This is a genomic window from Limibacter armeniacum (assembly GCF_036880985.1).
Classification (GTDB): Bacteria; Bacteroidota; Bacteroidia; order Cytophagales; family Flammeovirgaceae; genus Limibacter; species Limibacter armeniacum.
In genome coordinates, this window is sequence record NZ_JBAJNO010000002.1 from 268469 (window position 1) to 290679 (window position 22211).

Sequence of the window (22211 nt, forward strand, 5' to 3'; positions counted from 1 at the left end):
CTTCAATTAAAATGTCACATTCATACCTACTGTCCACTTTCTTAACCTAGGATAACCACCCCAATACCTGCCGTCAGCACCTACTTCAGGATCATAGCCCTTGAATTTTGTGAAGGTGTACAGGTTAGAGGCATTCATAAACAACCTTGTCTTGAGGTCCTCAGTCACATTGAAAGTATATCCCAAGTTCACATTCTGTATCCTTACAAAAGAGCCATCCTCAATCCACCAGTCAGACACAAGTGTTCTTCTTCCTTCCATCAGTTTCGGATAGTCATTGGTAGGGTTATCCTCTGTCCATCTCAGTGGCTGGTTACTTGGTTGGTTGAATGCCTGTGTATTGTAGACATCATTGCCAAATACACCATTGAAGAATACACTGGCATCAAAGTTTTTGTAACTCAAGTTGAGGTTCAAACTTGCCATAAAGTCAGGATTCGGGTTACCTATAATGGTTCTGTCCTCAGTTGTGATTTGACCATCGCCATTGATGTCCACATATTTGAACTCACCTGGCTGGGCAAATGCTCCTTCCAATCCTGCTTGAAGCCCTTCTTCCAAGGTTTGTACTATACCTTCCGTTTTGTATCCATAGAATACATTCATTGGCTGTCCTAGTGCCAAGATATTTGGTGACGCTCGGAATGCTTCAATCGAGTTGCCTATGATTCTGTATTGTAATCCAGATGTTGGATCTGTGATAACACCTGTCTCCTCAGCACGTCCAAGGTCTGTCACTTCATTTCTGTTACGGTAGTAAATCAGGGTTGCGCCAAACGTAAAGTCATCTTTCTCAATGATGGTACCATCCAATGTAAGCTCAATACCTTTGTTGGTAATTGAACCTTGATTGATAGTCATCAAATCATAACCCGATGAAAGTGGCAGGTAGCGATCCTGTAGCAGGTCATAAGTGTTTTTCTCATAATAATCGAAAGTAGCGTGTAGCCTGTTATTGAACAGTCCGAAGTCTACACCAAAGTCAATTTGAGACGTTGTTTCCCACTTCAAGTCTGGACTTGGAATACCTCCCCAAAGTACTTCAATACCTCCTTGTCCTGTTCTGCCAACTTCCGTACCCGGACCAATTGCCGTAATCCATTGTCCGTTGTTATAGTAATTGCTGATTCCGAATCGGCTCAACGTCTGGTATGGGTTAACCCCTTGGTTACCTGATATACCATAACTTACCCTGAACTTCAGTTCATCAAACAAATCCAGGTCTTTGATAAAACTCTCTTCATGTGCTTTCCAGCTCAAGGCTCCAGATGGGAAGAATGCCCACTTGTTGTTTGCTCCAAACTTAGACGAACCGTCAGCTCTGGAAGTAAAAGTCAACAAGTACTTATTGTTATAAGCATAGTTTAACCTAAAAATACCTGAAACCAGCTCCCACTCCTGTTTGCCATTTTTAACGATATTCAATTCAGGATTTCCTGCCGCCATATTCTCATTCTGAAGAATCTCATTGATGAAATCAAATCCTCCTAATCCCGAAGTCTTCACAATGTCTTTCTGGTATGAGTGTCCGAGTGTCACGCCCAATTCATGCTTACCCAAAATCTTTTTGTAGTTCAGGAAAGACTCTGACACCATCGAGTTGTTTGACCAGTTGTTGATATAGGCAGCGCCATTGTTGAACTGTCCTGCTTCAGTGTAAACTTTTGGATAGTATTGGTCTTCTATAAAGTTGCCGTACTTATAGTTGAATCTGGATGTAAACGTCAGCGATGGAAGGATTTTCCAGTTCATGTCAATAAAGGAAAGTACATCCAATGACTTGGTTTCATTCTTTCTGTTTTCAGTGATCGCAACAGGATGACTAAAATCGTTGTTGCCCACCAAAAAATAATCTCCATTCTCATTATAAACCGGATAGAGCGGGTTTCTCCAATATGCCAATTCGCTGTTGTTATTGCGGAAACCTCGTGTCAGGATATTGGAGAATGTCAACTTCAGGTTATCAAAAACCTTATGGCTGATATTGAAATTATAATTCAGCTTTGAGTAATCATTGTCAATGTAAATACCCTTATCTGTAAAGTAGTTACCACTCAGGTTAAAATTGGTTCTTTCATTTGAGCTGGAAACAGTCAGTGTCGTGTTATTGGATACTGGAGCATCACGGAAAACAATATCATCCCATTGTGTAAAGTGAGGCCAAGAGCCATTTGCCACTTCCTCCACCGAAGGATAATAAATACCATTTACATTGCGTCCGACATACAACTGGTCAAAACCACCGTTTTTTCGCTGCTCATTGCTAAGTTGCGTCATCAGTACCGGATCTCTCCAAAGGTTCAGTTTTGACGTAAACTCCGAAACAGTTACTTGCTGTCTCAAACTGATATGTGTCTCACCAGTAGCAGCCTTACGTGTCGTGATGATGATTACACCATTGGCACCTCTAGAACCGTAGATGGCAGAGGCTGAGGCATCTTTCAGCACCTCGATTGACTCAATGTCAGCAGGGTTAATCTGCTTCAGGTCACCTGCCGTACCCAAAGGAAAACCATCTACAACTACCAATGGGTCATTGGATCCTCTCAAGGTACTGTTACCTCTGATTCTTACTGTAGATGCGGCTCCCGGTTCCTGCGAGTTACTTGTAATCTGTAGTCCGGCAGCTCTACCTTGAAGTACCCCCTCTACAGAGTTAGAAGGAATGTCTTTCACTTCCTTGAGCTCTACTTGCGTAACCGAACCTGTCAGGTCGCTTTTCTTAACTGTACCATAACCTACTACAACTACTTCTTCCAAACTCTTCAAGTCTGGTTGCAATGTAATATTGATGGTTGATTGCCCTTTAACAAGTACTTCCACAGACTCATAACCAACAAAGGCAAATACCAAGGTTGCGTCTTCTGGGACTTTCAACTTGAATTTTCCATTTACATCTGTGGTAGTACCAATGGTCGTCCCCTTAATCATAACCGCTGCACCAGGTAATCCTTCTCCTTGCTCATCTGAAACCTTACCGGATACCGTGATGTCTGCATCTCCTGACTCTGATACATCCGGAAGTTTTTGGTTTCCATTCAAGCCTTTAATTGTGATGATGTCGTTGGTTCTTCGCAGGGAAACGCGTGCCTGCACTGAGATTTCTCTCAATAGTTCTTTCATGTTCCACTCTCCTTTGGAAAGTTGGACTTTTTTCTCAGCAAGTTCTCCGTATGAGTAGGCAAATGTAAACTCACTAGTACTTTCAATGTCACTCAAAAGCCCCAGCAGCTTGTTCCCCTCATACTGCACGTTCACTTTTATCTCATTAAGTGAATACTGTTGTGGGTTAGATGAAACGCTGGCAAAAGTCCAGGTCATCGAACAGCACATAATTGTTGCGCATAAAGCAAGTTTTGTTATGCCAGCAACAATTTTATGTAGCCTTTCATGCATAAATTTGTAATTTTGTGTTGAATAAAAGTTTGATTAAAGAGTTTGAGGACCGGACGTCTTTCCCCAAAGCATACCCGGTTCTCGCTTTTTTTTCTTAGTAAATCGTCACTCGGTTTCCATTTATTTTATAATTAAATCCATAGACGAAAGAGACACTTTCCATCACCTTAACCAATGAAGGGTTTTTGAAATTTGCCGTAAAGCGTTTCCCCATATTCTTTTTTTGCTCCACTTTAAATTCCACCCCATACCATCTGGACAGCTGTGTCAATACAACATCAAAGTTTTCATCCCTGAATACCAGATGCTTGTCTACCCAACCAAAAACTGATGGGTCATTCGCCTCTATCGTTTTCTTATTGATTGATTGGTCTGCCAATGAGTAAGTCGCCATTTGTGCAGGTTCCAATGTCACTCGGTTTTTAGTTTCAATACCACTGACTGCTACTTTACCAGTCTTTACAGCTACAGCTACATCTTGCTCATCCGGATATGAACGAACATTGAATGACGTACCCAGTACTTGTACCATCACGCCATTGGATGCTATCCTGAATGGGTGATCTTCATCACGGGCAACATCAAAAAATGCTTCTCCTGTCAACTGCACATCCCTGTTTTTCCCCTTGAAAGCAGAAGGGTACTTCAGTTTACTTCCAGCATTCAGCTTTACAATTGAGCCATCTGGTAACTGAAAGCTTAGTTTCTGTCCCAATACCGCTTCCTTTTCAACATATACAGCTGTGGCTACATCGTTTGCTCGCCACCATTCGGATTTAAGCAATCCTACCAATGCTAACCCTAACCCCAATAGCAAAACTGCTGCAACACGGTACCCATAACTGCTGAACCAGCTTCTGGCAGGTAAAGTCTTTGTCGAAGTAGGTACTTGCTGGTTTGTTTGTATTCTTTGAAGTACTCGAACTTTGGAAGCTGCTACTTCTTCCTGACTCAAATGCCACTGCCCCACGATATTCTCAAATACCTGTCGGTTCACTTTATCTTTTTCCAGCCAATGCTTCAAATCACTAGCCTCAGCGTCTGTCAGTTCCTTATTTAAATATTTTGCTATTAGCTGCTCCATTTCGTTTTTGTCCATTTCACTTATATAGAGTCAAAACCACCCCACCATACGTAGGTGCTTCATAATTTTTATAAAAATTTTATTTTTTTAGTGTTCTTGTTACAATTAATTCAAAATACAAAACAAATGTTAAGTGTATTTTCAACATTTTGAAATTCGTTAAAACACCAAGAATAGAATTTGGAAGTGTGATACAATAGCTGTCTGCTATTTCACGCTGTTCTGCTGCTTATTGAAAGGTATTCATATAGGAAAAGTCATTTTCAGCCATAAAAAAACAACCAACAGCACTTATCTGCCATTGGTTGTCATCTGAGTAACTTTATTTCATATAACGTACATAAATACCTTGTATAACATGACTAACGTTCCCAACTGAATCAGGAAATAGTATATTGATTCTGAATCCTTAAACCGTGTACGAAGCTCACTCTTCAGCTTCTTTAGAATGGAATGCATATGAGTTTCCACCGTACGCTTGCTAATGCCTAACTCTTCTGCAATTTCTTTGTATTGCTTCCCTTCATTTCTGGCCATCTCATAGACCAATTGAGCATGGGGTGGTAAAGCATCCAAAACCTGCTGAATGCAATGGTCCAACTCCTTTCCCAAGAAAAGCTTCTCAGGATCAATGGTATCAGACAATTGAAGTGTCCCATCCAAAACAGAACAGTTCAAGCTATTTGGGGCAGAGGTAACCTGTTTAAGTGCCAACCGCTTAACAGATACATATAGGTAAGCCCCTAATTCTCGGATGTTTTTATGTTCAGAACGTTTGTTCCATATATTCATAAATACATCCGATACGACATCTTCAGCCAACTGTTTATCCTTTGTGATGGAAAAAGCATAGCGAAGCAATCGTTCAAAGTGTGCTTCATAAGCATCCTCAAACCATTTAGCTAATGAGTTTTCGTTATTTGAGTCCTGTTGTTTATTACTCTTTTTCAATTTTTTGCAAGTATTGAAATTGGATTGTTCTGAATAATTAAAAAGGTAAAAGTCCTTTCCTGTTATTCACATCGCTAATTGTTTACTGTAATAGTATCTCCATATTGTTGTTGCAACCTCCTGAGGGCTGACATCATCTGAGCCTGAGTGCGTTTATATTTTCTATCATTAAACAGGTTGTTTATCTCATCAGGATCTTTAAGCAGATCATACAACTCCCAGCTGTCTACATCATCATAAAAGTGGATCAGCTTATACCTGTCACTTCTTACTCCATAATGTTTTTTGACACTATGCCACCCATCTGGGTACTCATAGTAGTGATAGTAAAGTTCTTTACGCCAATCTTTAATTGGTTTTCCTGCGACCACTTTCGTTAAGGATAAACCTTGCATATCTATTGGAACATCTACTCCGGCATATTCCAATAAAGTAGGTGCATAGTCTATATTTTGTACTAGCTTATCCACCTTTGTTCCAGCCTCAATTCTGTTTGGATACCTTACCATAAGGGGTGTTCTCATGGACTGCTCATACATAAATCGCTTATCAAACCAGCCATGCTCTCCCAAATAAAATCCCTGATCTGAGGTATAGACGACGATTGTATTTTTTGCTAAGCCTGTAGCATCAAGGTACTCAAGCAGTCGACATATATTATCATCCACAGATTTGATACAACGCAAATAATCCTTTAAATAGCGTTGAAGCTTCCATTTCGATAATGCCTTATCACTCAGGTTTGCCTGTTTGAAATTATCATTGATGGTATCATAATGTGCATCCCACAATCTTTTCTGTTCAGGTGTCAGCCTTGCGTATGTAGCTTCCCAATTCCTTTCAGGCTTGAAGTTGGCATTTCCTCCTGTACCTGTTTCCTCTTTGTAACTTCTCTTATGCAACTTCAAGTCAAATGACAGGTACATATCATCAATTCTCATATCTGCCTCTTTTGCCGCTATACGTCCATCATATTCGTCTAAGAATGATGCAGGAATTGGTAAATCCACATTGTTGTACATACCAAGATCCTTGACATTCGGCATCCAGGGTCTGTGAGGTGCCTTATGATGATATAGCAAACAGAAAGGTTCACCCTGTTTTCTACCTTCTATAAACTCAATTGCTTTGTCTGTAATAATATCAGTCACGTACCCTTCTACAACTGTTGTATCTCGCTCCGATACAAATCTTGGCTGGTAATACTCTCCCTGACCAATTAAGATATCATAATAGTCAAATCCCTGAGGCGTGCTTTTCAGATGCCACTTGCCAATTACAGCAGTTGTATATCCATTCTCTTGCAGAATTTTAGGAAAGGTCTGTTGAGAACCGTCAAATGTGTCCAAATTATCTTTTTTACCATTGACATGGCTGAACTTTCCTGTCAGCATTACGGCTCTACTTGGGGCACATATCGAGTTGGTTACAAAACTATTCGTAAATAAAGCCCCTTCGTTAGCAATCCTGTCAATATTGGGCGTCTGAATCAAAGTACTGTCATAAGCACTGATCGCCCTTTGGGCATGATCATCAGACATTATAAAAATGATATTAGGGCGCTTATTTATGTCACTCTCTACCTTCTGACCAAAACAGCCAGTATATAAAGCACACACAATAAAGAGCAGTTCGATTAGTAAAAATGTTTTCATCGTTTTCCATTTTAGTCTTGCTCCAGTACATAGAACAATAACAACATTCAATCAGGATGGAAACCACACAGACTAACCTGTTTTTCACCTATGTCTTGGGGAAAGAGAATCATAAGTGTAAGAGTGACATTCAAAGAAAAGTATTCTAACCGAATAATCAAAGGCTTCATTGGCTATGTACAAAACAACTTGATCCTAATTAATTAATATAAGTGTCGTCCTTTGACTAATTAATAAGATATAAGTTATATAAAATTAGGTTTTAGAAACCAATATACTTCCACCTATAATTTGAAAGAGCGCCCCAAGAAGAGTCCACTATAAATAAAAAAGTCCTGTCACATTTAGTAACAGGACCAGATAGACTAAATTATATTAGTATAACATGTCACAGTAAGGACAGCCCATATTTCTCATTCAGTAGTTTGAGCAGATAACTTTTAGGTACTTTGATACTACCATCCTTTACTCCCATCTTGAAATCATTTAGTAAAGGCCAAATGCCAGACTCTTTCGAAATACCTACTTTCTGCAATACAAATGTAGCCTGTTTCTTCGTCAAACCGTACTCCTGCAAAATATCCAGTAAACGCTTCTGCTTCTGTTGAATGGTTCGGTTTCCAGTATTAGGCTGCATTGCCAAAGATAATTGTCCGTCTTTTGGCTGTTTAGGTTTCGGGGTTTCTTCTGATGATGTAGAGCCTTGATTATCAGGTAGTATCTCAAGGCCAGTAGCGGCCCTAATTTGCTCCTCACTTAAGCCAAGGTCTCTCATTCCAGCAATCTGCTTCATAAGTTGCTCACTCAGCTCCATAGGAATATCCGTCTCCACTTTGCCTGCTTCGGTTTTCATATCTTTCATAAAAAACCGAACGTGCGTGACCTTTCTACCAGATTTCTTCAATACCTTCCAACTTGCTTCAATATCAGATTTCTCTGTAATCTCCTTACAGGCAGGCTCCAAGACCCGACGTTTAAGGTTTGCAAAGTTCTCATAGGATGTCACCCCCATAATCCCCAGCTTCCCTTTTAGCTCATCAAGAGAAAAGTCCCTGTGTGGATATTTGCCTAAGCCCTGAGATAGCAACTCATAGATCCTAATAGCAAAATCAGACCTTAATTTTGATACATTATGATAAAGGTATGTTGTATAGTTACTTTTTACCTTTTGGATATGCTGACTGATCGTTTGGGTAAACTCCACTCTTACCTTTCCACTCTGTTGATCTGCTTTAAATCGTTCAAAGAGGTTAATTAGGTCCATTTTGTGGTTTCCGCTATCTACATCGCCCACATCCATCCTTATCTGTGTCTGCATCAGGGTTTCAGCAGCCTTTCTTATACTATCATACTGCTGCTTTCCAATATTCTTTCTCCCAAAAAACTCCTGTACAGTAAACTCAGAGTGGTATCTCCCTTTGTTTTCACTCTTGGCTTCAGTAATGGAAAATAAGATCAACTTTCTTTCAATAGCCGTCATAGGTCTAGTGTCTTGTGCATTCACAAGCCTATTAGACTTCTTGACTACCCTATTTTCTATATCTACCTCTATTGTTTTATTATTATCGCTTTTCATAGTATAAGCAGACACATTTAGTATATGTTGTCACATAGTAAATCTGATGCAAAGTATATTTCGTCACAAATATTAGTATATCATGACACTTTTATTAGTATATCTTATCACAATAATATAGTATGTCTTGTCACCTTAATTAGTATAACCTGTAACAATAGTTAGTATATATTGTCACAATTATGGTATTTAAAAAATTGGTTATCAACCAATTACAGCGCCTATAATATATAATTAAATAAGTAATATAATAACTACACAATTATATGCCACAATATACTGTGATGAGTTATTCTTTTATATTTTCTACAAGAATTTATTTTATAAATGCCATTTCATTAATTACTGTAACCCTATCGGCTCTTTTGAAATATGACACTTTATACTAAGACTCTTCCTATTGTGACAATATATACTAAAATAAGGCGAGTATTATCACTGTTAGCCATAATAATGTGACCTGAAATACTTTATTTTTGCCCTTATGACAGCAAATTAAAATTTTTTGTCTAAAATTTTATCTTTAAAAGTAGTTTTGTCTAAATTTACATTATTAATTATTCAGATTGATAGAAATAATGTGACATAATACAGTTATCGTTAGTATAACTTGACACACTTAAATATTGATTCAAATCAAACTTCTGAGATAATATGACAAACTTTGATGTAATTGATTTTTTAAAGAAAAACCCTGCACTTTCTCTTTCTGCTTTGGAAAAGGCTGCTGATCTTCCAAGCTCTTTGCTGTCAAAAGTACTTAACGGTAACAGAGTCCTTAAGCTGGATCATATTGAAAGATTAGCCCCTGTTTTAGCCAGATATGGATATAAAGAGATTACAGGAGGTAGAGTAATTTCAGTAGCCAATAACAAAGGTGGAGTTGGTAAAACAACAACTGCTTGTAACCTTGGCAAAGCCCTAAGCATGTTAGGCAAAAAGGTACTTTTGTTGGATATGGACCCTCAGGGTAACCTATCTCAAGGCTTGGGTATTGAACATCCTGAAGTTCAGCTGCTGAATAGCATCATGCAGGAAGATAATTTACCGATTGAAGAAGTAATCTTAGAAATTGAAGAAAACCTTCATATTTGTCCTTCTGATTTGCGTCTTGACAAGGCCACATTAGAGCTTCAACAAAAGCCAATTTCTGGCTTTAAAAGGTTAAGAGAAGTAATATCCACTGTCCGAAATCAATATGACTATATCGTTATTGATTGTCCTCCTTCATTGGGTATGTTGACAGGTACATCTTTGGTGGCATCAAACAGTGTTCTTTTGACTGTTCAGCCTGAGCCTTATTCTGTAACAGGCCTAGAAAATATGTTTAACCTGCTTGAAGATGCCAGAGACCTTAATCCTGATTTGCAGGTTGAAGGTATTCTGTTCACACTTGTCAATAAAAAGACGGTAGTACACAAGCATTATATGGATGATTTGAAGGATACACTTTCTCATGTACGTGTATTTGATTCGATGATACGTAACAATATATCTGTAGTAGAAGCAGTAGCGGCAAAAATGGATATATTCTCGTATGACAATAGAGCTAATGCTGCGGAAGATTATATGGAACTAGCAAAAGAAATATCAAATGGCTAAGAAATTTTTGAAGCAAGGAGGAACTGGCGTAAAGGATAAATTCGGTAGCCGTTCAGCCTTGGCTGATCAGATGAAAGATGTAGTAAGGGAAAATATCAAGATCTTACCTGAACTACAGAAATTTATTCGCCCATTAAATGAACAAGAATATAACCTTCTGAAACTAGGTATTAGTAAAGATGGTTGTAAAGAGCCTCTAAAATTGTGGAGACAAGGTGATGACTATATCATTGTTGATGGTCACCACAGATACCAGATTTGTTCAGAATTAGGTGTTGAATTCAAGTATGAACTGTTAGAGTTAGCCGATATCAGTGCTGTCAAACAGTATATGATCCGTTTGCAGATGGGGCGCAGAAACCTTACTGCACAGGAAGTTTCATACTTCAGAGGAGTTCAGTATAACTTGCTAAAAGATGGCCATGGTGGTGGAAGAGTTGTTGGTGGGAATAAGAAAACATCTGAAATTTTAGCAGAAGAATTCCATGTAGGTGAGAAAACAATCAGAAGGGATGCTGTTATAGCGACTGGAGTAGATTCACTTCCGGAAGATGAAAGAATACTTTACCTTTCAGGTGAGTCTTATCTAAAAAAACAGGATGTGGAATATATCGGTAAGATGCAACCTGAAGATTTGGATGTATTACTTTCTGTATTGAGAGAAGGAGGTAGTGTAGAAGCGTATGAGGCTTCAAAGCAGCAGGAAACTTTTGAGGAAGATACTGTGGAAACTTCAAATCCAGTTGATGATAATGTATTGAATGCCTGGCAAAAGTTTGAGTTAAAAGCTGAAAAAGAAGTCAACAAGCTTATCAAAAGTAATGATCAAGAGCAGATCAATTCTGCAATAGAACGATTTAGTAGTCTTTTGGAGAAGCTAAAATCAATGCAATAGGACAATTTGGTTTCAAATGGTCATTTTGACCACTTGAAAATTATACGTTATTGTCTAAATAAGCCATTGGAGAGAAGTCAAAAACTTTTCTCCAGTGGCTTTTTTTAATATAAAAAGTCTCAATAAACGGAAGAATATTAAGCAGCATTCGGAAGTTGTGAGCTCTTCAATGATTTATGAACAGTCTTTAATTGAATAAATAGAAGGGGTAAACTTCTTTGGAGTTGGATAAATATGATTTACTTATACTCAGACAACAGCTTGAAGCTACTATTTTTTAATTTCTTCAGGATGATTTTCCCTTACAGAAAAACCCTTTCCTAAATAAACAAACCACATTAGTTCCAGAAGGCAATCCTGGTTTTATGACATTCATTATATCATAACCCTGAAAGGGTTAGAATAGAAAATTCCCATTCCAATTCAATACTTTCTTAATAATAGGAGATCAAATTTTTTAAAAAAGAAAATACTTAGAAACCATTTGAAATAGAGATCGTTCTAATATTTGGTTGAATTGAGCTTAATCATAACTGTGTGTTTCAAAATTCTTATTAATGCTTTGATATAACTTTTTAAAAAGGTCTCCCCTACTCTATTTTCTTATTATAAAATAAAAGATATGGATGTTGTGATTTTTATAAAATTACTGCTAGTTGATTCAAGTGGTCAAACTGACCACTTGAATCATGTTTTTCTTATGCTAATAAGTTATTAATGTATTATCGGCTATTTCGATTAATTATGTGTTGAAATTAATCGCTTTACCTTTTATTCAATGATACAAGTAGGCTGATGTGCTACTTTAAAGTTTACTGAATTGGCAATGAAACATAGCTCATTTGCTTTCTTATGCAATTCGTTAGCTTTTTCAATCATTGAGTATTTACTTACTTTCACGATTGGATTAAGAATCACTTCTGAAAAATGCCCACTTCCACCTATTGTTTCGACCATAGTGCCTGTAGGATGATCTACGTAATTCACGACAACGACTCCTGCTTCTGAACATAAATGCAAATACCAAAGCATATGACAGGCAGCTATTGAGGTTAGCAGTAATTCTTCTGGGTTATATTTTGTATTATCTCCTTTAAAAGACGGATCGGAAGAACCTAAAATGTCTGGTTTATTTTCTGTTGAAATCGTGTAACTTCTCTCAAATGCACTATAATTTAATGTGCCTTCTCCTTTGTTACCTGTCCATTGAATATTGGATGAGTATTTGTGTTCCCTATTCATATACTGTAATCTTGATTATCCCACCATGTTTTCATCCATTTGTCTGATACTAACTTTGCTTTCTCATAATTATCAGGAACAATAATCAATTGGTTTGAGTGATCACTGTATTGGGTCAAAATGTTGACACCAGCATTCGCTAATTCTTTACAAAATACCCCCAATTGACCAGGTATATCCTGTCTTAATTTTTGAATAATTACATCGTTAGTGCTGACGACTTTTATTCCTACCTCTTCTAATACTACTTTCGCTTTTTCTGCCTCTTCAATCAAAAAATGGGCTACCGAATATTTTCCATTGTCAAAGACACCTCCACCTTCAAGGCTTATCTGATGTTTTCCTAAAGTTTCTCCCATCAGAGCCAACATACCAGCTTTGTTTTCCAAAATAATTTCCAAGTCTTTCATGATCTCAATTTTTTGCTTTTGCAAAGGAAATAGAACTTATATGGATATGATTCATTTTAAAATGAACTATGGAATATGATTTCTATTTACTTTTGTCGCATGAAAGTAGAAAAAGAGTTTTCTAAGATTGCTTCACTTATTGGTGATAAAGCGAGGTCAATAATATTATGGTCATTACTAGATGGCAAGGCTTATACTGCAACAGAACTGGCAGGTTTTGCTGATATTTCAAGGCAGTCGGTCAGTAATCATTTATCTAAGTTGATTGATGCCAACTTAGTGATAGCCGATAAACAAGGTAGACACAAATATTTTAGACTAGCTAATGAGCAAGTTGCTCAGGTTGTTGAGTCTATGGCTAGCTTAATTGCGATTCAGAAAATAGAGACAAAGAAAAGTGTAGCGGCACAAAAACTTACGTTTTCGAGGACATGTTATGATCATCTTGCGGGGAAACTTTCTGTTGATCTTGTCAAATCTTTATTAGACAATAAAATAATTATATCGAAAGATACTACTTTTGAGGTTACTGATTTTGGTAAGGACTGGTTTAGAGAATTAGGTATTGAAGTGGATACCTTAAAAAACAAAAAACGGTCATTTGCACACAAGTGTATAGATTGGACAGAAAGGAAACATCACATCGCAGGTGCACTTGGTGCAGCTATTTTGGAAAACTTCTTGGAAAATGATTGGATAAGAAGAAAGCAATATTCACGAGAAATTGTAATAACTGCTTTAGGGAAAAGAAAATTATTTGAATTATTAAATATATCAATTGATCATTAGTTCTTAAAATATTCAATCTAATACTATAAAATAGTGAATTAGATCAAGTGGTCATTTTGACCACTTGAATACGAAATTACTTATGTACTGTAAGGTCTCAATTGAAATTTGAATGCTAATGAGACAGAATTAGGACTTTCTTTTTTATCTGAGAAAGTGTGTTTTTCTATTTAATAGTAAAGGTTGTTTGCGCTACTTTGAAACTGGAGTATAGGTACTAATTTTTTGTTAAGTCTAATTATCTACCCTAAAAAATATCTTTACACTACAAGGGATAATCATATGGAGGTTACTATGTAGGAAATTTAGAGAATATCGTTTATATCTGTTTTATCAGTTTAGCCTTTAGTTACAATAGATAGTTAGTTTCTGATTTATTCTACCCTGTACTCTCAAATAGAGATACAAACCAAGTGGTCATTTTGACCACTTGAAATAGGTGAACAAACATGTATTACGCTTAAATTTAAAAGAGAAAAATATTCAAGACTCACTATTTACTTTGTCATAATAGCAAGTGGTCATTTTGACCACTTGAATCTGACTAGTTATTCTATGGTAAGTAGTTTCTTTAGTAAATAATAAAAGTGAGTGAATACTGAGTATTTCGTGTACCTGAAAATTGGGATAAGTTCAAACGTATACATCCTCAGTTAGGATCAAAATATTAAAGACCACTATAAACCTGTTTTAAAAATTATTGCCATAACAAGATGTAGCCACTATTTGGAGATATTTTTTATGTTACTATATATTTTTAAGTATATCTCATAAAAAAGTAGTGAACTGGTAAAACGTAAAGACAAATAATAATACTTGATAGTTTCAAAAACTATTTTTTACCATCATTAAATCATAGAATATTTTGTCACATTTTACACTTCTCCTAACATTTTATCATATATACTGAATAGGAAATTCTTGTATAAACCTGTAAAGTGTTAAGTGAATAGGTCAGTGTAGCAAGTGAAAAATTAATGCGCTAATAAGTCTTCATCTATACATAGAAGGTTTGTGTTTTATGAATGACTTTTTAAAGGTGAAAAAGTAGTGATTGCAATGGCTATTTATGCTACTGAATTATATCAATGAATATTTAGAATGTTAATAACAATAATAGTTCAGAAAAGTATAAAGAGATAATATAATTCTTGTGATATAAACCCTATTTATGATAAGCCCTCTTAATATGTATTCATGTGAAGTTTTATTATTTTTTACACTTTAACAATGTGTATACGCATGTTTTGTGCTGTATTTAATTGGAAATAAATAAAATTGAAAGGTGTTTTTTGGTAACTGATTTTTATAAAAAATGTTGTGTTAAAAATTGATTCTAATTCATAATGAAGGCAGTATAAAAACTTCGAAAAACGAGTTAGCCGCTTGCTATGAAACCAAAAAAATATCTATAAATTTGCGTCCCGGATTACACACCAAGTCACTCAAAAATTTTGGGAAGAAAAATAGGGGAATCGTGTGGGAATCACGAGCTGTAGCGCAACTGTGAGTGGCGTTATGCCATAAGCCAGATTACCTTTCTTGGTGTGTGGATTTTGCTTTCGCATCAAAAGCAAATGTCTAGATCGATCAACAAAGTCATTTATGCCAAAATGTCTCTGATGGGTGTGTTCTGTACATATTGCTGGTGCGAATGGTTTTCTCAATACAATAAAAGCAGCAATATGAGTATCTTTGACAGACGTATTAACTACAAACCATTTGAATACCCTGAAGTATTACAGTTTACAGAAGCAATTAACAAGTCTTTCTGGGTACATTCAGAAGTAGATTTTACTGCAGACGTACAGGATTTTCATTCTTACCTGAATGAAAATGAAAAAGAGGTTGTGAAGAGAAGTCTTTTGGCTATTGCTCAAATTGAGGTAGCTGTGAAGTCTTTTTGGGGCGACCTGTATCACCATTTTCCAAAGCCTGAATTTAATGGATTGGGAAGCACTTTTGCTGAATGTGAATTCCGCCATTCAGAAGCGTACTCCCGTTTGTTAGATGTATTGGGTTACAATAGCGAGTTTGGAAAACTAATTGAGACGCCTGTAATCCGTCAGCGTATTGACTATCTTTCGGATGCTTTGGCACATACTAAGTCTCAGGACAAAAAGAAATACGTTTTCTCGTTGATCCTTTTCTCTATCCTGATCGAAAACGTATCATTGTTCAGCCAATTCGCGATTATCCTTTCATTTACTCGTTTTAAGGGAGTAATGAAAAATATCAGCAACATCATTGCTTGGACTTCTATTGACGAACAGGTACATGCAAATGCAGGAATCTATATCGTGAATACGATCAAGTCAGAATTCCCTGATTTCTTCGATGAGGAGACAGTTGAAGAGTTACGTGAAATTGTGGCAGATTCTATTCAAGTTGAGTCAAATATTCTAGACTGGATTTTTGAAGGAGGTGAAATTGAAAACATCAGCAAGGAAAACCTTTTAAACTTTATGAAGTTCCGTGTTGATGATAGCCTTACTAAAATTGGCCTTGATAAACTTTATTATGTTTCTGACAGCAATTACCAGCCAATGGTATGGTTTGAGGAAGAAGTTTTTGCTAACAGTTTGGATGACTTTTTCGCTAAGCGTCCGGTAGAATATACCAAACATGACAAGAGCATCACTGCTGATGACCTGTTTTAATAAATGTTGCTAGCTGATCAACTGTATCCGAAATCAAGTTATAATAATTAGGAGGTTCTTGATCCAGTTAAAAAGATACTCTAAAGGAGAGGTGGATATAAACCCAATAATGCTACTTTTTTTTATCTCTCTGAATGGCTGTGATATATAGTAGTTCTTTTTTTAAAGAGAAAAGCGAAAGATAAATGGAAAGATTATGGTGGCTCAATGAAGAGAGCCAGAATATGCTCAATAGAGGTTATCTATTGAAAGGCGAAACTGTTCAGGCAGCAATCAGACGAGTAGCTACAGCTGCTGCTAAGCGTCTGTACAAACCTGAAATGGCAGAGTCTTTTGTTGAAATTATTGAAAAAGGGTGGATAAGCCTTAGTTCTCCGATTTGGGCGAACATGGGAACAGAAAGAGGTCTTCCTATTTCTTGTTTCAACGTACATGTACCTGATAATATCGAAAGCATTACCCACAAACTTGGTGAGGTGATTATGCAAACCAAAATTGGTGGTGGTACATCAGGTTATTTTGGTGAGCTTCGTGAGCGTGGTAGTGCCGTAACAGATAATGGTAGAAGTAGTGGTGCAGTTAGTTTTATGAAACTATTTGACACTGCGATGGACACTATTTCACAAGGAGGCGTAAGAAGAGGTGCATTTGCGGCATACCTTGACATCGACCATTCGGATATCAAAGAGTTTTTGGAGATCAAAAACATTGGTAACCCTATTCAGAACCTGTTCTTTGGTGTTTGTGTACCAGACTACTGGATGCAGGAAATGATTGATGGTGATAGAGAGAAAAGAGAAATTTGGGCAAAAGTACTGGAAAGCAGACAGCAGAAGGGATTGCCGTATATTTTCTTCTCAGACAATATCAACCGTTTCAAACCGGATGTCTATAAGGATAAGAACCTGACAATCCATGCAAGTAACTTGTGTTCAGAAATTGCCTTGCCTTCAAGTCATGATGAGTCATTTATTTGCTGTCTGGCTTCTATGAACCTTGAACTGTATGATGAGTGGAAGGATACGGATGCCGTTAAAATAGCCATCTACCTGCTTGATGCGGTACTTCAGGAATTTATCGTTAAAACAGAAGGTAACTATTACCTTGCTTCAGCAAACCGTTTTGCCAAAAGACACCGTGCTCTTGGATTGGGCGCTATGGGTTGGCACTCATATTTGCAGAAGAATATGATTCCTTTTGAAGGAATGCAGTCAAAAGCACTGACAAACAAAATCTTCAAAGGAATCCAAGAGAAAGCCAATGAGGCAAGCCGAGAACTGGCTGAAATCTATGGTGAGCCAGAGATATTGGAAGGATACGGCAGACGTAACTCTACATTGATGGCGATTGCTCCAACTACTTCTTCATCTGCTATTTTGGGTCAGACATCTCCGGGCATCGAGCCATTTAGTAGTAACTACTACAAGGCAGGTTTGGCTAAGGGTAACTTTATGCGTAAGAATAAATACCTGAAGAAGCTGTTGGTAGAGAAAGGTATGGATTCTGAGGCTACTTGGCACAGCATCATGCTGCAGCATGGTAGTGTACAGCACCTTGATGGATTGACTGAAGAGGAGAAAGAAGTATTCAAGACGTTTAAGGAAATCAGCCAGCTGGAGATTATCCAACAGGCTTCTATCCGTCAGAAGTTTATTGATCAGGCGCAAAGCTTGAACCTGAATATTCCGTTTGACCTACCTGTTAAGGAAGTGAACAGGTTACTGATTGAGGCTTGGAAATTGGGTGTTAAGACTTTGTATTACCAAAGAAGCCAAAGTGTGTCAAAAGAGTTTATTGCAAACTTGGTGACTTGCTCAAGCTGTGAGTCATAATCAATGATTCATTAGCCTATAAAAAATATAAATCCCCCTTACGAAGAGTGAGGGGGATTTTTTGATTTAGAAAACCCTAAATGAGCTAATATTGAATGTTAATAGTATAATTTTTTTAGTTAGCCGTAGTTTAAAAATGATTTAGAGTATAGCTATGTTTTATCTCCACTTCACTGTAATAAAGCGATTGGCTTTCTGGAAATGCTCCGGAATATTGTGCTGAATCGTCTTCCTTAGGTTTGCCAGCAAAAGCTCTTTTGTAAAACTCTTATGAACCACAAGGCTGATTTCTCTGGCTGGTTTAGGCTCCTGAAATTCCCTGACAAATTCATGGTCAAGTACTTGAAGATAGGAAAGCTCCGGAATCAGGGTATAGCCATTTGTATGGGGGATTAGCCGTTTCAAGGTTTCAATTGATCCACTCTCAAAAGAGATATTTTGATGGTAGCTTCTCAACTCACAGATTTCAAGTACCTGATTCCTGAAACAATGCCCCTCATTCAATAGCCAAAGCCCTTCTCTTTTTAAGTCATCAGGTGTTACTTGTCCACATTGCATAATCTCATGGTCTTTGTGGGCATACACCATAAAAGGCTCATAGAAAATAGGAATTTCCCTGATTTGTTCATCTCCAGAAGGGGTTGCCATCAATCCTAAGTCTAGCGTGCCATTGGTCAGGGTATTGATCATTTCCTCACTTTGCATCTCTTTTATCTCCAACCGTGTATCGGGATACAACGCTGTAAACTCTTTTAGAAACAGTGGCAGCAGATACTGTGACAAGGTGGGGATAATACCCAACCTGAATGTCCCACTTATTTCATTCCGGTCATCACTGACCATCGTTTTCAGCTGCTCTACATCCCGTAATATTTGCCTTGCTTTCAGGATAAACTTCTTGCCCATAGGAGTAGGAGTCAAAGGTTGTTTGGAACGATCAAATAGCAGGAGTCCTACCTGTTCTTCCAGTTTTTTGACTTGCAGTGTCAGAGTCGGTTGTGCTACATGGCAGCTCTCTGCTGCCTTGACATAATGTCGGTGATTGTCCAATGCCACTACATATTGCAACTGTTGTAAAGTCATAATTGCTGGATTTAATAATGCCTTCTTAGTTTTTGTTGATCTATAATGGATTGAATTACAGATTCAAATGCAAACATATTTATTTTATAAATATACTACTTAATATTATCAATTTGATAAATATTTATCACTATTGAATCTTTGCATAACACAAATGAACAATAGAACAGAATAATTGAAGTATAGAGGAAATAATTGATTTTCTGACGCTTAAAAAAATCAAATCAACCACGTAAGTAGCTGGACATGAAAAAAGTAGGAATATTGTTAGTAAACCTTGGCACGCCTAATACACCGGAAAGAAGCTCAGTAAGAAAGTACCTGACAGAATTCTTGATGGATAATCGAGTGATAGACATTCCTTATTGGAAGAGGTCACTACTGGTCAAAGGGGTTATTGCACCATTCAGGTCTAAGCATGTGGCGAAAGAATATAAAAAGCTTTGGGGAGAAGATGGGGGACCTTTGCTTGTTCATGGCAGATCATTGGAGAAAAAACTAAATGAAATGTACCGAAGTGCAGGGATACAGGTGACAGTCCAACTGGCAATGCGTTACCAGAACCCTTCAATTCAGGCAGGATTGGAAGCCCTTAGAGAGGAGCAAGTAGAAAAGATTGTCGTATTTCCACTGTTTCCTCAGTATGCTTCTGCCACTACAGGTTCTGTTGCCCAGAAAGTGATGGAAGTCGTATCTACTTGGCAGGTTATTCCAAGCATGGAGTTTATCAATTCTTATCACACTCATCCGCTTTATATCGATGCATTTGTGGAGAAGGTTAAAAAGGATATTGAAAAGTATAAGCCTGAACATGTACTGTTCAGCTATCACGGTGTCCCTGAAAGACATATCACAAAGCTGAATAAGGAAGTAAGGAGAAAAAACAATCCTTATGACTATAAAGTAGCCTGCAAGGAAACCTCCGACCTGATTGCAGATAAGTTAGGGCTTAGCCGACCTTCCTATACCACATCGTTTCAGAGCCGATTAGGGAAAGACCCTTGGATCAAACCATATACCGATGCCACAATTGAGTCACTGGCTCAGGCTGGCACCAAGAACCTTCTGGTGGTATCCCCATCATTCGTGGCAGACTGCCTTGAGACTACTCTGGAAATAGGAGAGGAATACCGTGAGTTGTTCGAATCACTTGGTGGGCAAAAATTTCATTTTACGGAAAGTCTGAATGACGATGAACAGTGGGTGGAAGCCATCTTCAATATTATCAATATAAAGAACTCAAACCGTTTGTCTGTCAGTAAAATTCATGCAGCCTGACAGGATTGTAAATCTTTAATAACTGTATTGCAGGGATAATTTTACCTTCTCACACTTCCAAAAGGAAATTTAAAGGCAATGACTATGATCAAGTTTGACGGGGACAATCCTTTAGCTTTTACCTCAGATGCCCTTTATACTTTTGCCCTCAATACCCGCTGAATTATTTAAAACAATAAAATCTAAATGAATATGGATTCTAAGAAAATGACGACCTCAGCAGGGGCACCTATTGCTAACAATCAACAATCACTTACCGCAGGAACCAGAGGACCAGTACTACTGCAAGACTACCAGCTGTTGGAAAAACTGGCGCACCAGAACCGTGAAAGGATTCCTGAGCGTGTTGTGCATGCGAAGGGTTGGGGAGCATTAGGAACATTTACAGTGACCAATGATATTACAAGATATACAAGGGCAAATATCTTCTCCACAGTAGGAAAACAGACGCCTTTACTCTCAAGGTTCTCAACTGTGGCCGGAGAGTTAGGTGCTTCAGACACAGAGCGTGATGTAAGAGGTTTTGCCGTTAAATTCTATACAGAGGAAGGAAACTGGGATATTGTAGGGAATAATACACCTGTTTTCTTTATCCGTGATGGTTATAAGTTCCCGGACTTTATCCATACACAGAAACGCCATCCAAGGACTAATCTCCGTTCTCCTGAAGCGATGTGGGATTTCTGGTCTCAGACGCCTGAATCATTGCATCAGATTACAATCCTGATGTCTGACAGGGGTATACCACAGACACCAATGCACATGAATGGTTATGGCTCTCATACTTATTCGTTCTGGAATGACAAGGGAGAACGTTTCTGGGTGAAATTCCACTTCAAGACGCAGCAGGGACATAAGCATTATACCAATGAAGAAGCAGCGAAGATTACTGGTGAGACAAGGGAAAAATATCAGGAAGAGCTTTATGGCGCAATTGAGAAAGGTGAATTTCCTAAGTGGACACTCTATGTTCAGGTAATGCCGGAAGCAGATGCGGAGAAAACACCGTACAACCCGTTTGACTTGACCAAGGTATGGCCTCATGCGGACTACCCGCTTATTGAGGTGGGCGAGATGGAATTGAACCAGAATCCTGATAACTACTGGCAGTATATTGAGAATGCAGCATATTCCCCTTCCAATATTGTTCCGGGTATTGGTTTCTCACCTGACAAGGTGCTTCAGGCACGTATATTCTCTTATGCAGATGCGCATAGGTATAGGTTAGGAACACATTATGAGGCATTGCCAGCCAATCAACCAAAGTGTCCAATGCACCACTACCACAGGGATGGGTCAATGAGGTTCTTTGAGAACTTCAACAGCAATCCGGACGCTTACTACGAGCCGAATACAAAAGGAGGTCCGATAGAAGACAGTTCAGTTGCTGAGCCACCGATGAAAATCAATGGTGACGTTACCCGATATGAGGAAAACGATACCTACGGTGATTACAAGCAAGCTGGAGACCTGTTCAGGATGTTTGATGAAGGACAGAAGGAAAGGCTTTGTACTAATATTGCTGGGGCAATGCAAGGCGTTTCTGAATATATCATTGAGAGACAGCTGGCACACTTTGAGAAAGCAGATCCTGAATATGCTACAGGAATCAGAAAGTTCTTGAATGTAGCAAGTGTTTAAAACATTATATACGGTACCTATGAGAGGTGTAGTATGGATTAATTCCATGCTGCACCTTTTGTTTTTTTATGGATGCTTAAAATAGTGAGACTATAAGTTTGGCCTGTTAGAGAGAAG

15 protein-coding genes and 1 riboswitch are annotated in these 22211 nt (G+C 37.9%); of the genes, 7 read left to right on the forward strand and 8 right to left on the reverse strand.

The annotated features are described in order from the left end of the window. Window positions 1-6: 6 nt before the first annotated feature. From V6R21_RS02145 to V6R21_RS02165, 5 genes are all read right to left on the reverse strand, one after another. Window positions 7-3321 (reverse strand): SusC/RagA family TonB-linked outer membrane protein, encoded by a 3315-nt coding sequence (locus V6R21_RS02145; RefSeq protein WP_334240455.1) that lies wholly within the window; start codon window positions 3319-3321, stop codon window positions 7-9. A 169-nt stretch (window positions 3322-3490) separates the two neighbouring features. Next, window positions 3491-4495 (reverse strand): FecR family protein, encoded by a 1005-nt coding sequence (locus tag V6R21_RS02150; RefSeq protein WP_334240457.1) that lies wholly within the window; start codon window positions 4493-4495, stop codon window positions 3491-3493. Window positions 4496-4807: 312 nt separating this feature from the next. Continuing rightward, window positions 4808-5431 (reverse strand): RNA polymerase sigma factor, encoded by a 624-nt coding sequence (locus V6R21_RS02155; protein WP_334240459.1) that lies wholly within the window; start codon window positions 5429-5431, stop codon window positions 4808-4810. A gap of 74 nt (window positions 5432-5505) precedes the next feature. Further along, entirely contained in the window at window positions 5506-7086 is a 1581-nt protein-coding gene (locus V6R21_RS02160; RefSeq protein WP_334240461.1) for a sulfatase family protein, read from the reverse strand. Window positions 7087-7474: 388 nt separating this feature from the next. Beyond that, window positions 7475-8662 (reverse strand): replication initiation protein, encoded by a 1188-nt coding sequence (locus V6R21_RS02165; RefSeq protein WP_334240463.1) that lies wholly within the window; start codon window positions 8660-8662, stop codon window positions 7475-7477. A gap of 654 nt (window positions 8663-9316) precedes the next feature. On the opposite strand from V6R21_RS02165, the gene V6R21_RS02170 reads away from it, so the two are divergent. Then, window positions 9317-10264 (forward strand): ParA family protein, encoded by a 948-nt coding sequence (locus V6R21_RS02170; protein WP_334240465.1) that lies wholly within the window; start codon window positions 9317-9319, stop codon window positions 10262-10264. Further along, a complete protein-coding gene (locus V6R21_RS02175) occupies window positions 10257-11159 on the forward strand; it encodes a ParB N-terminal domain-containing protein (protein WP_334240467.1) in 903 nt (300 codons plus the stop codon). Before V6R21_RS02170 ends, V6R21_RS02175 begins: the two co-directional genes overlap by 8 nt. A gap of 771 nt (window positions 11160-11930) precedes the next feature. On the opposite strand, the gene V6R21_RS02180 is transcribed toward V6R21_RS02175, so the two are convergent. Further along, a complete protein-coding gene (locus V6R21_RS02180; protein WP_334240469.1) occupies window positions 11931-12401 on the reverse strand; it encodes an OsmC family protein in 471 nt (156 codons plus the stop codon). Next, on the reverse strand, window positions 12398-12811 hold the full coding sequence (locus V6R21_RS02185; protein WP_334240471.1) for an amino acid-binding ACT domain-containing protein: 414 nt from the start codon (window positions 12809-12811) through the stop codon (window positions 12398-12400). The genes V6R21_RS02180 and V6R21_RS02185 overlap by 4 nt, the downstream gene beginning before the upstream one ends. 99 nt (window positions 12812-12910) lie before the next feature. Between V6R21_RS02185 and V6R21_RS02190 the strand changes: the two genes are divergently transcribed. The 3 genes from V6R21_RS02190 to V6R21_RS02200 all read left to right on the forward strand — a co-directional run bounded on the left by V6R21_RS02190 (window position 12911) and on the right by V6R21_RS02200 (window position 18092). Next, window positions 12911-13600, forward strand: coding sequence for an ArsR/SmtB family transcription factor (locus tag V6R21_RS02190; protein ID WP_334240473.1), 690 nt, complete (start codon window positions 12911-12913; stop codon window positions 13598-13600). A 1443-nt stretch (window positions 13601-15043) separates the two neighbouring features. Continuing rightward, window positions 15044-15186: riboswitch (adenosylcobalamin (AdoCbl) riboswitch) on the forward strand. Then, a complete protein-coding gene (locus V6R21_RS02195) occupies window positions 15178-16260 on the forward strand; it encodes a ribonucleotide-diphosphate reductase subunit beta (RefSeq protein ID WP_334240475.1) in 1083 nt (360 codons plus the stop codon). (Overlaps the previous riboswitch by 9 nt.) Window positions 16261-16445: 185 nt before the next feature. After that, window positions 16446-18092: a ribonucleoside-diphosphate reductase subunit alpha gene (locus V6R21_RS02200; protein ID WP_334240476.1), complete on the forward strand. Its 1647-nt coding sequence runs from the start codon at window positions 16446-16448 to the stop codon at window positions 18090-18092. Between the two features lie 159 nt (window positions 18093-18251). On the opposite strand, the gene V6R21_RS02205 is transcribed toward V6R21_RS02200, so the two are convergent. Continuing rightward, on the reverse strand, window positions 18252-19175 hold the full coding sequence (locus V6R21_RS02205; protein WP_334240477.1) for a hydrogen peroxide-inducible genes activator: 924 nt from the start codon (window positions 19173-19175) through the stop codon (window positions 18252-18254). 246 nt (window positions 19176-19421) lie between these two features. Here V6R21_RS02205 and hemH point away from each other — a divergent pair, with 246 nt between their 5' ends. Both hemH and V6R21_RS02215 read left to right on the forward strand, forming a co-directional pair. Then, a complete protein-coding gene (hemH, locus tag V6R21_RS02210) occupies window positions 19422-20453 on the forward strand; it encodes a ferrochelatase (protein ID WP_334240479.1) in 1032 nt (343 codons plus the stop codon). 192 nt (window positions 20454-20645) lie between these two features. Beyond that, window positions 20646-22094 (forward strand): catalase, encoded by a 1449-nt coding sequence (locus V6R21_RS02215; RefSeq protein WP_334240481.1) that lies wholly within the window; start codon window positions 20646-20648, stop codon window positions 22092-22094. The last annotated feature ends 117 nt before the right edge of the window (window positions 22095-22211 follow it).

Excerpts from the sequence above, each read along its gene's own strand:
- V6R21_RS02145 (WP_334240455.1), bottom strand. The coding sequence starts at position 3,321 with ATGACCTGGACTTTTGCCAGCGTTTCATCTAACCCACAACAGTATTCA.
- V6R21_RS02150 (WP_334240457.1), bottom strand. The coding sequence starts at position 4,495 with ATGGACAAAAACGAAATGGAGCAGCTAATAGCAAAATATTTAAATAAG.
- V6R21_RS02160 (WP_334240461.1), bottom strand. The coding sequence starts at position 7,086 with ATGAAAACATTTTTACTAATCGAACTGCTCTTTATTGTGTGTGCTTTA.
- V6R21_RS02165 (WP_334240463.1), bottom strand. The coding sequence starts at position 8,662 with ATGAAAAGCGATAATAATAAAACAATAGAGGTAGATATAGAAAATAGG.
- V6R21_RS02170 (WP_334240465.1), top strand. The coding sequence starts at position 9,317 with ATGACAAACTTTGATGTAATTGATTTTTTAAAGAAAAACCCTGCACTT.
- V6R21_RS02175 (WP_334240467.1), top strand. The coding sequence starts at position 10,257 with ATGGCTAAGAAATTTTTGAAGCAAGGAGGAACTGGCGTAAAGGATAAA.
- V6R21_RS02180 (WP_334240469.1), bottom strand. The coding sequence starts at position 12,401 with ATGAATAGGGAACACAAATACTCATCCAATATTCAATGGACAGGTAAC.
- V6R21_RS02185 (WP_334240471.1), bottom strand. The coding sequence starts at position 12,811 with ATGAAAGACTTGGAAATTATTTTGGAAAACAAAGCTGGTATGTTGGCT.
- V6R21_RS02190 (WP_334240473.1), top strand. The coding sequence starts at position 12,911 with ATGAAAGTAGAAAAAGAGTTTTCTAAGATTGCTTCACTTATTGGTGAT.
- V6R21_RS02195 (WP_334240475.1), top strand. The coding sequence starts at position 15,178 with ATGTCTAGATCGATCAACAAAGTCATTTATGCCAAAATGTCTCTGATG.
- V6R21_RS02200 (WP_334240476.1), top strand. The coding sequence starts at position 16,446 with ATGGAAAGATTATGGTGGCTCAATGAAGAGAGCCAGAATATGCTCAAT.
- V6R21_RS02205 (WP_334240477.1), bottom strand. The coding sequence starts at position 19,175 with ATGACTTTACAACAGTTGCAATATGTAGTGGCATTGGACAATCACCGA.
- hemH (WP_334240479.1), top strand. The coding sequence starts at position 19,422 with ATGAAAAAAGTAGGAATATTGTTAGTAAACCTTGGCACGCCTAATACA.
- V6R21_RS02215 (WP_334240481.1), top strand. The coding sequence starts at position 20,646 with ATGGATTCTAAGAAAATGACGACCTCAGCAGGGGCACCTATTGCTAAC.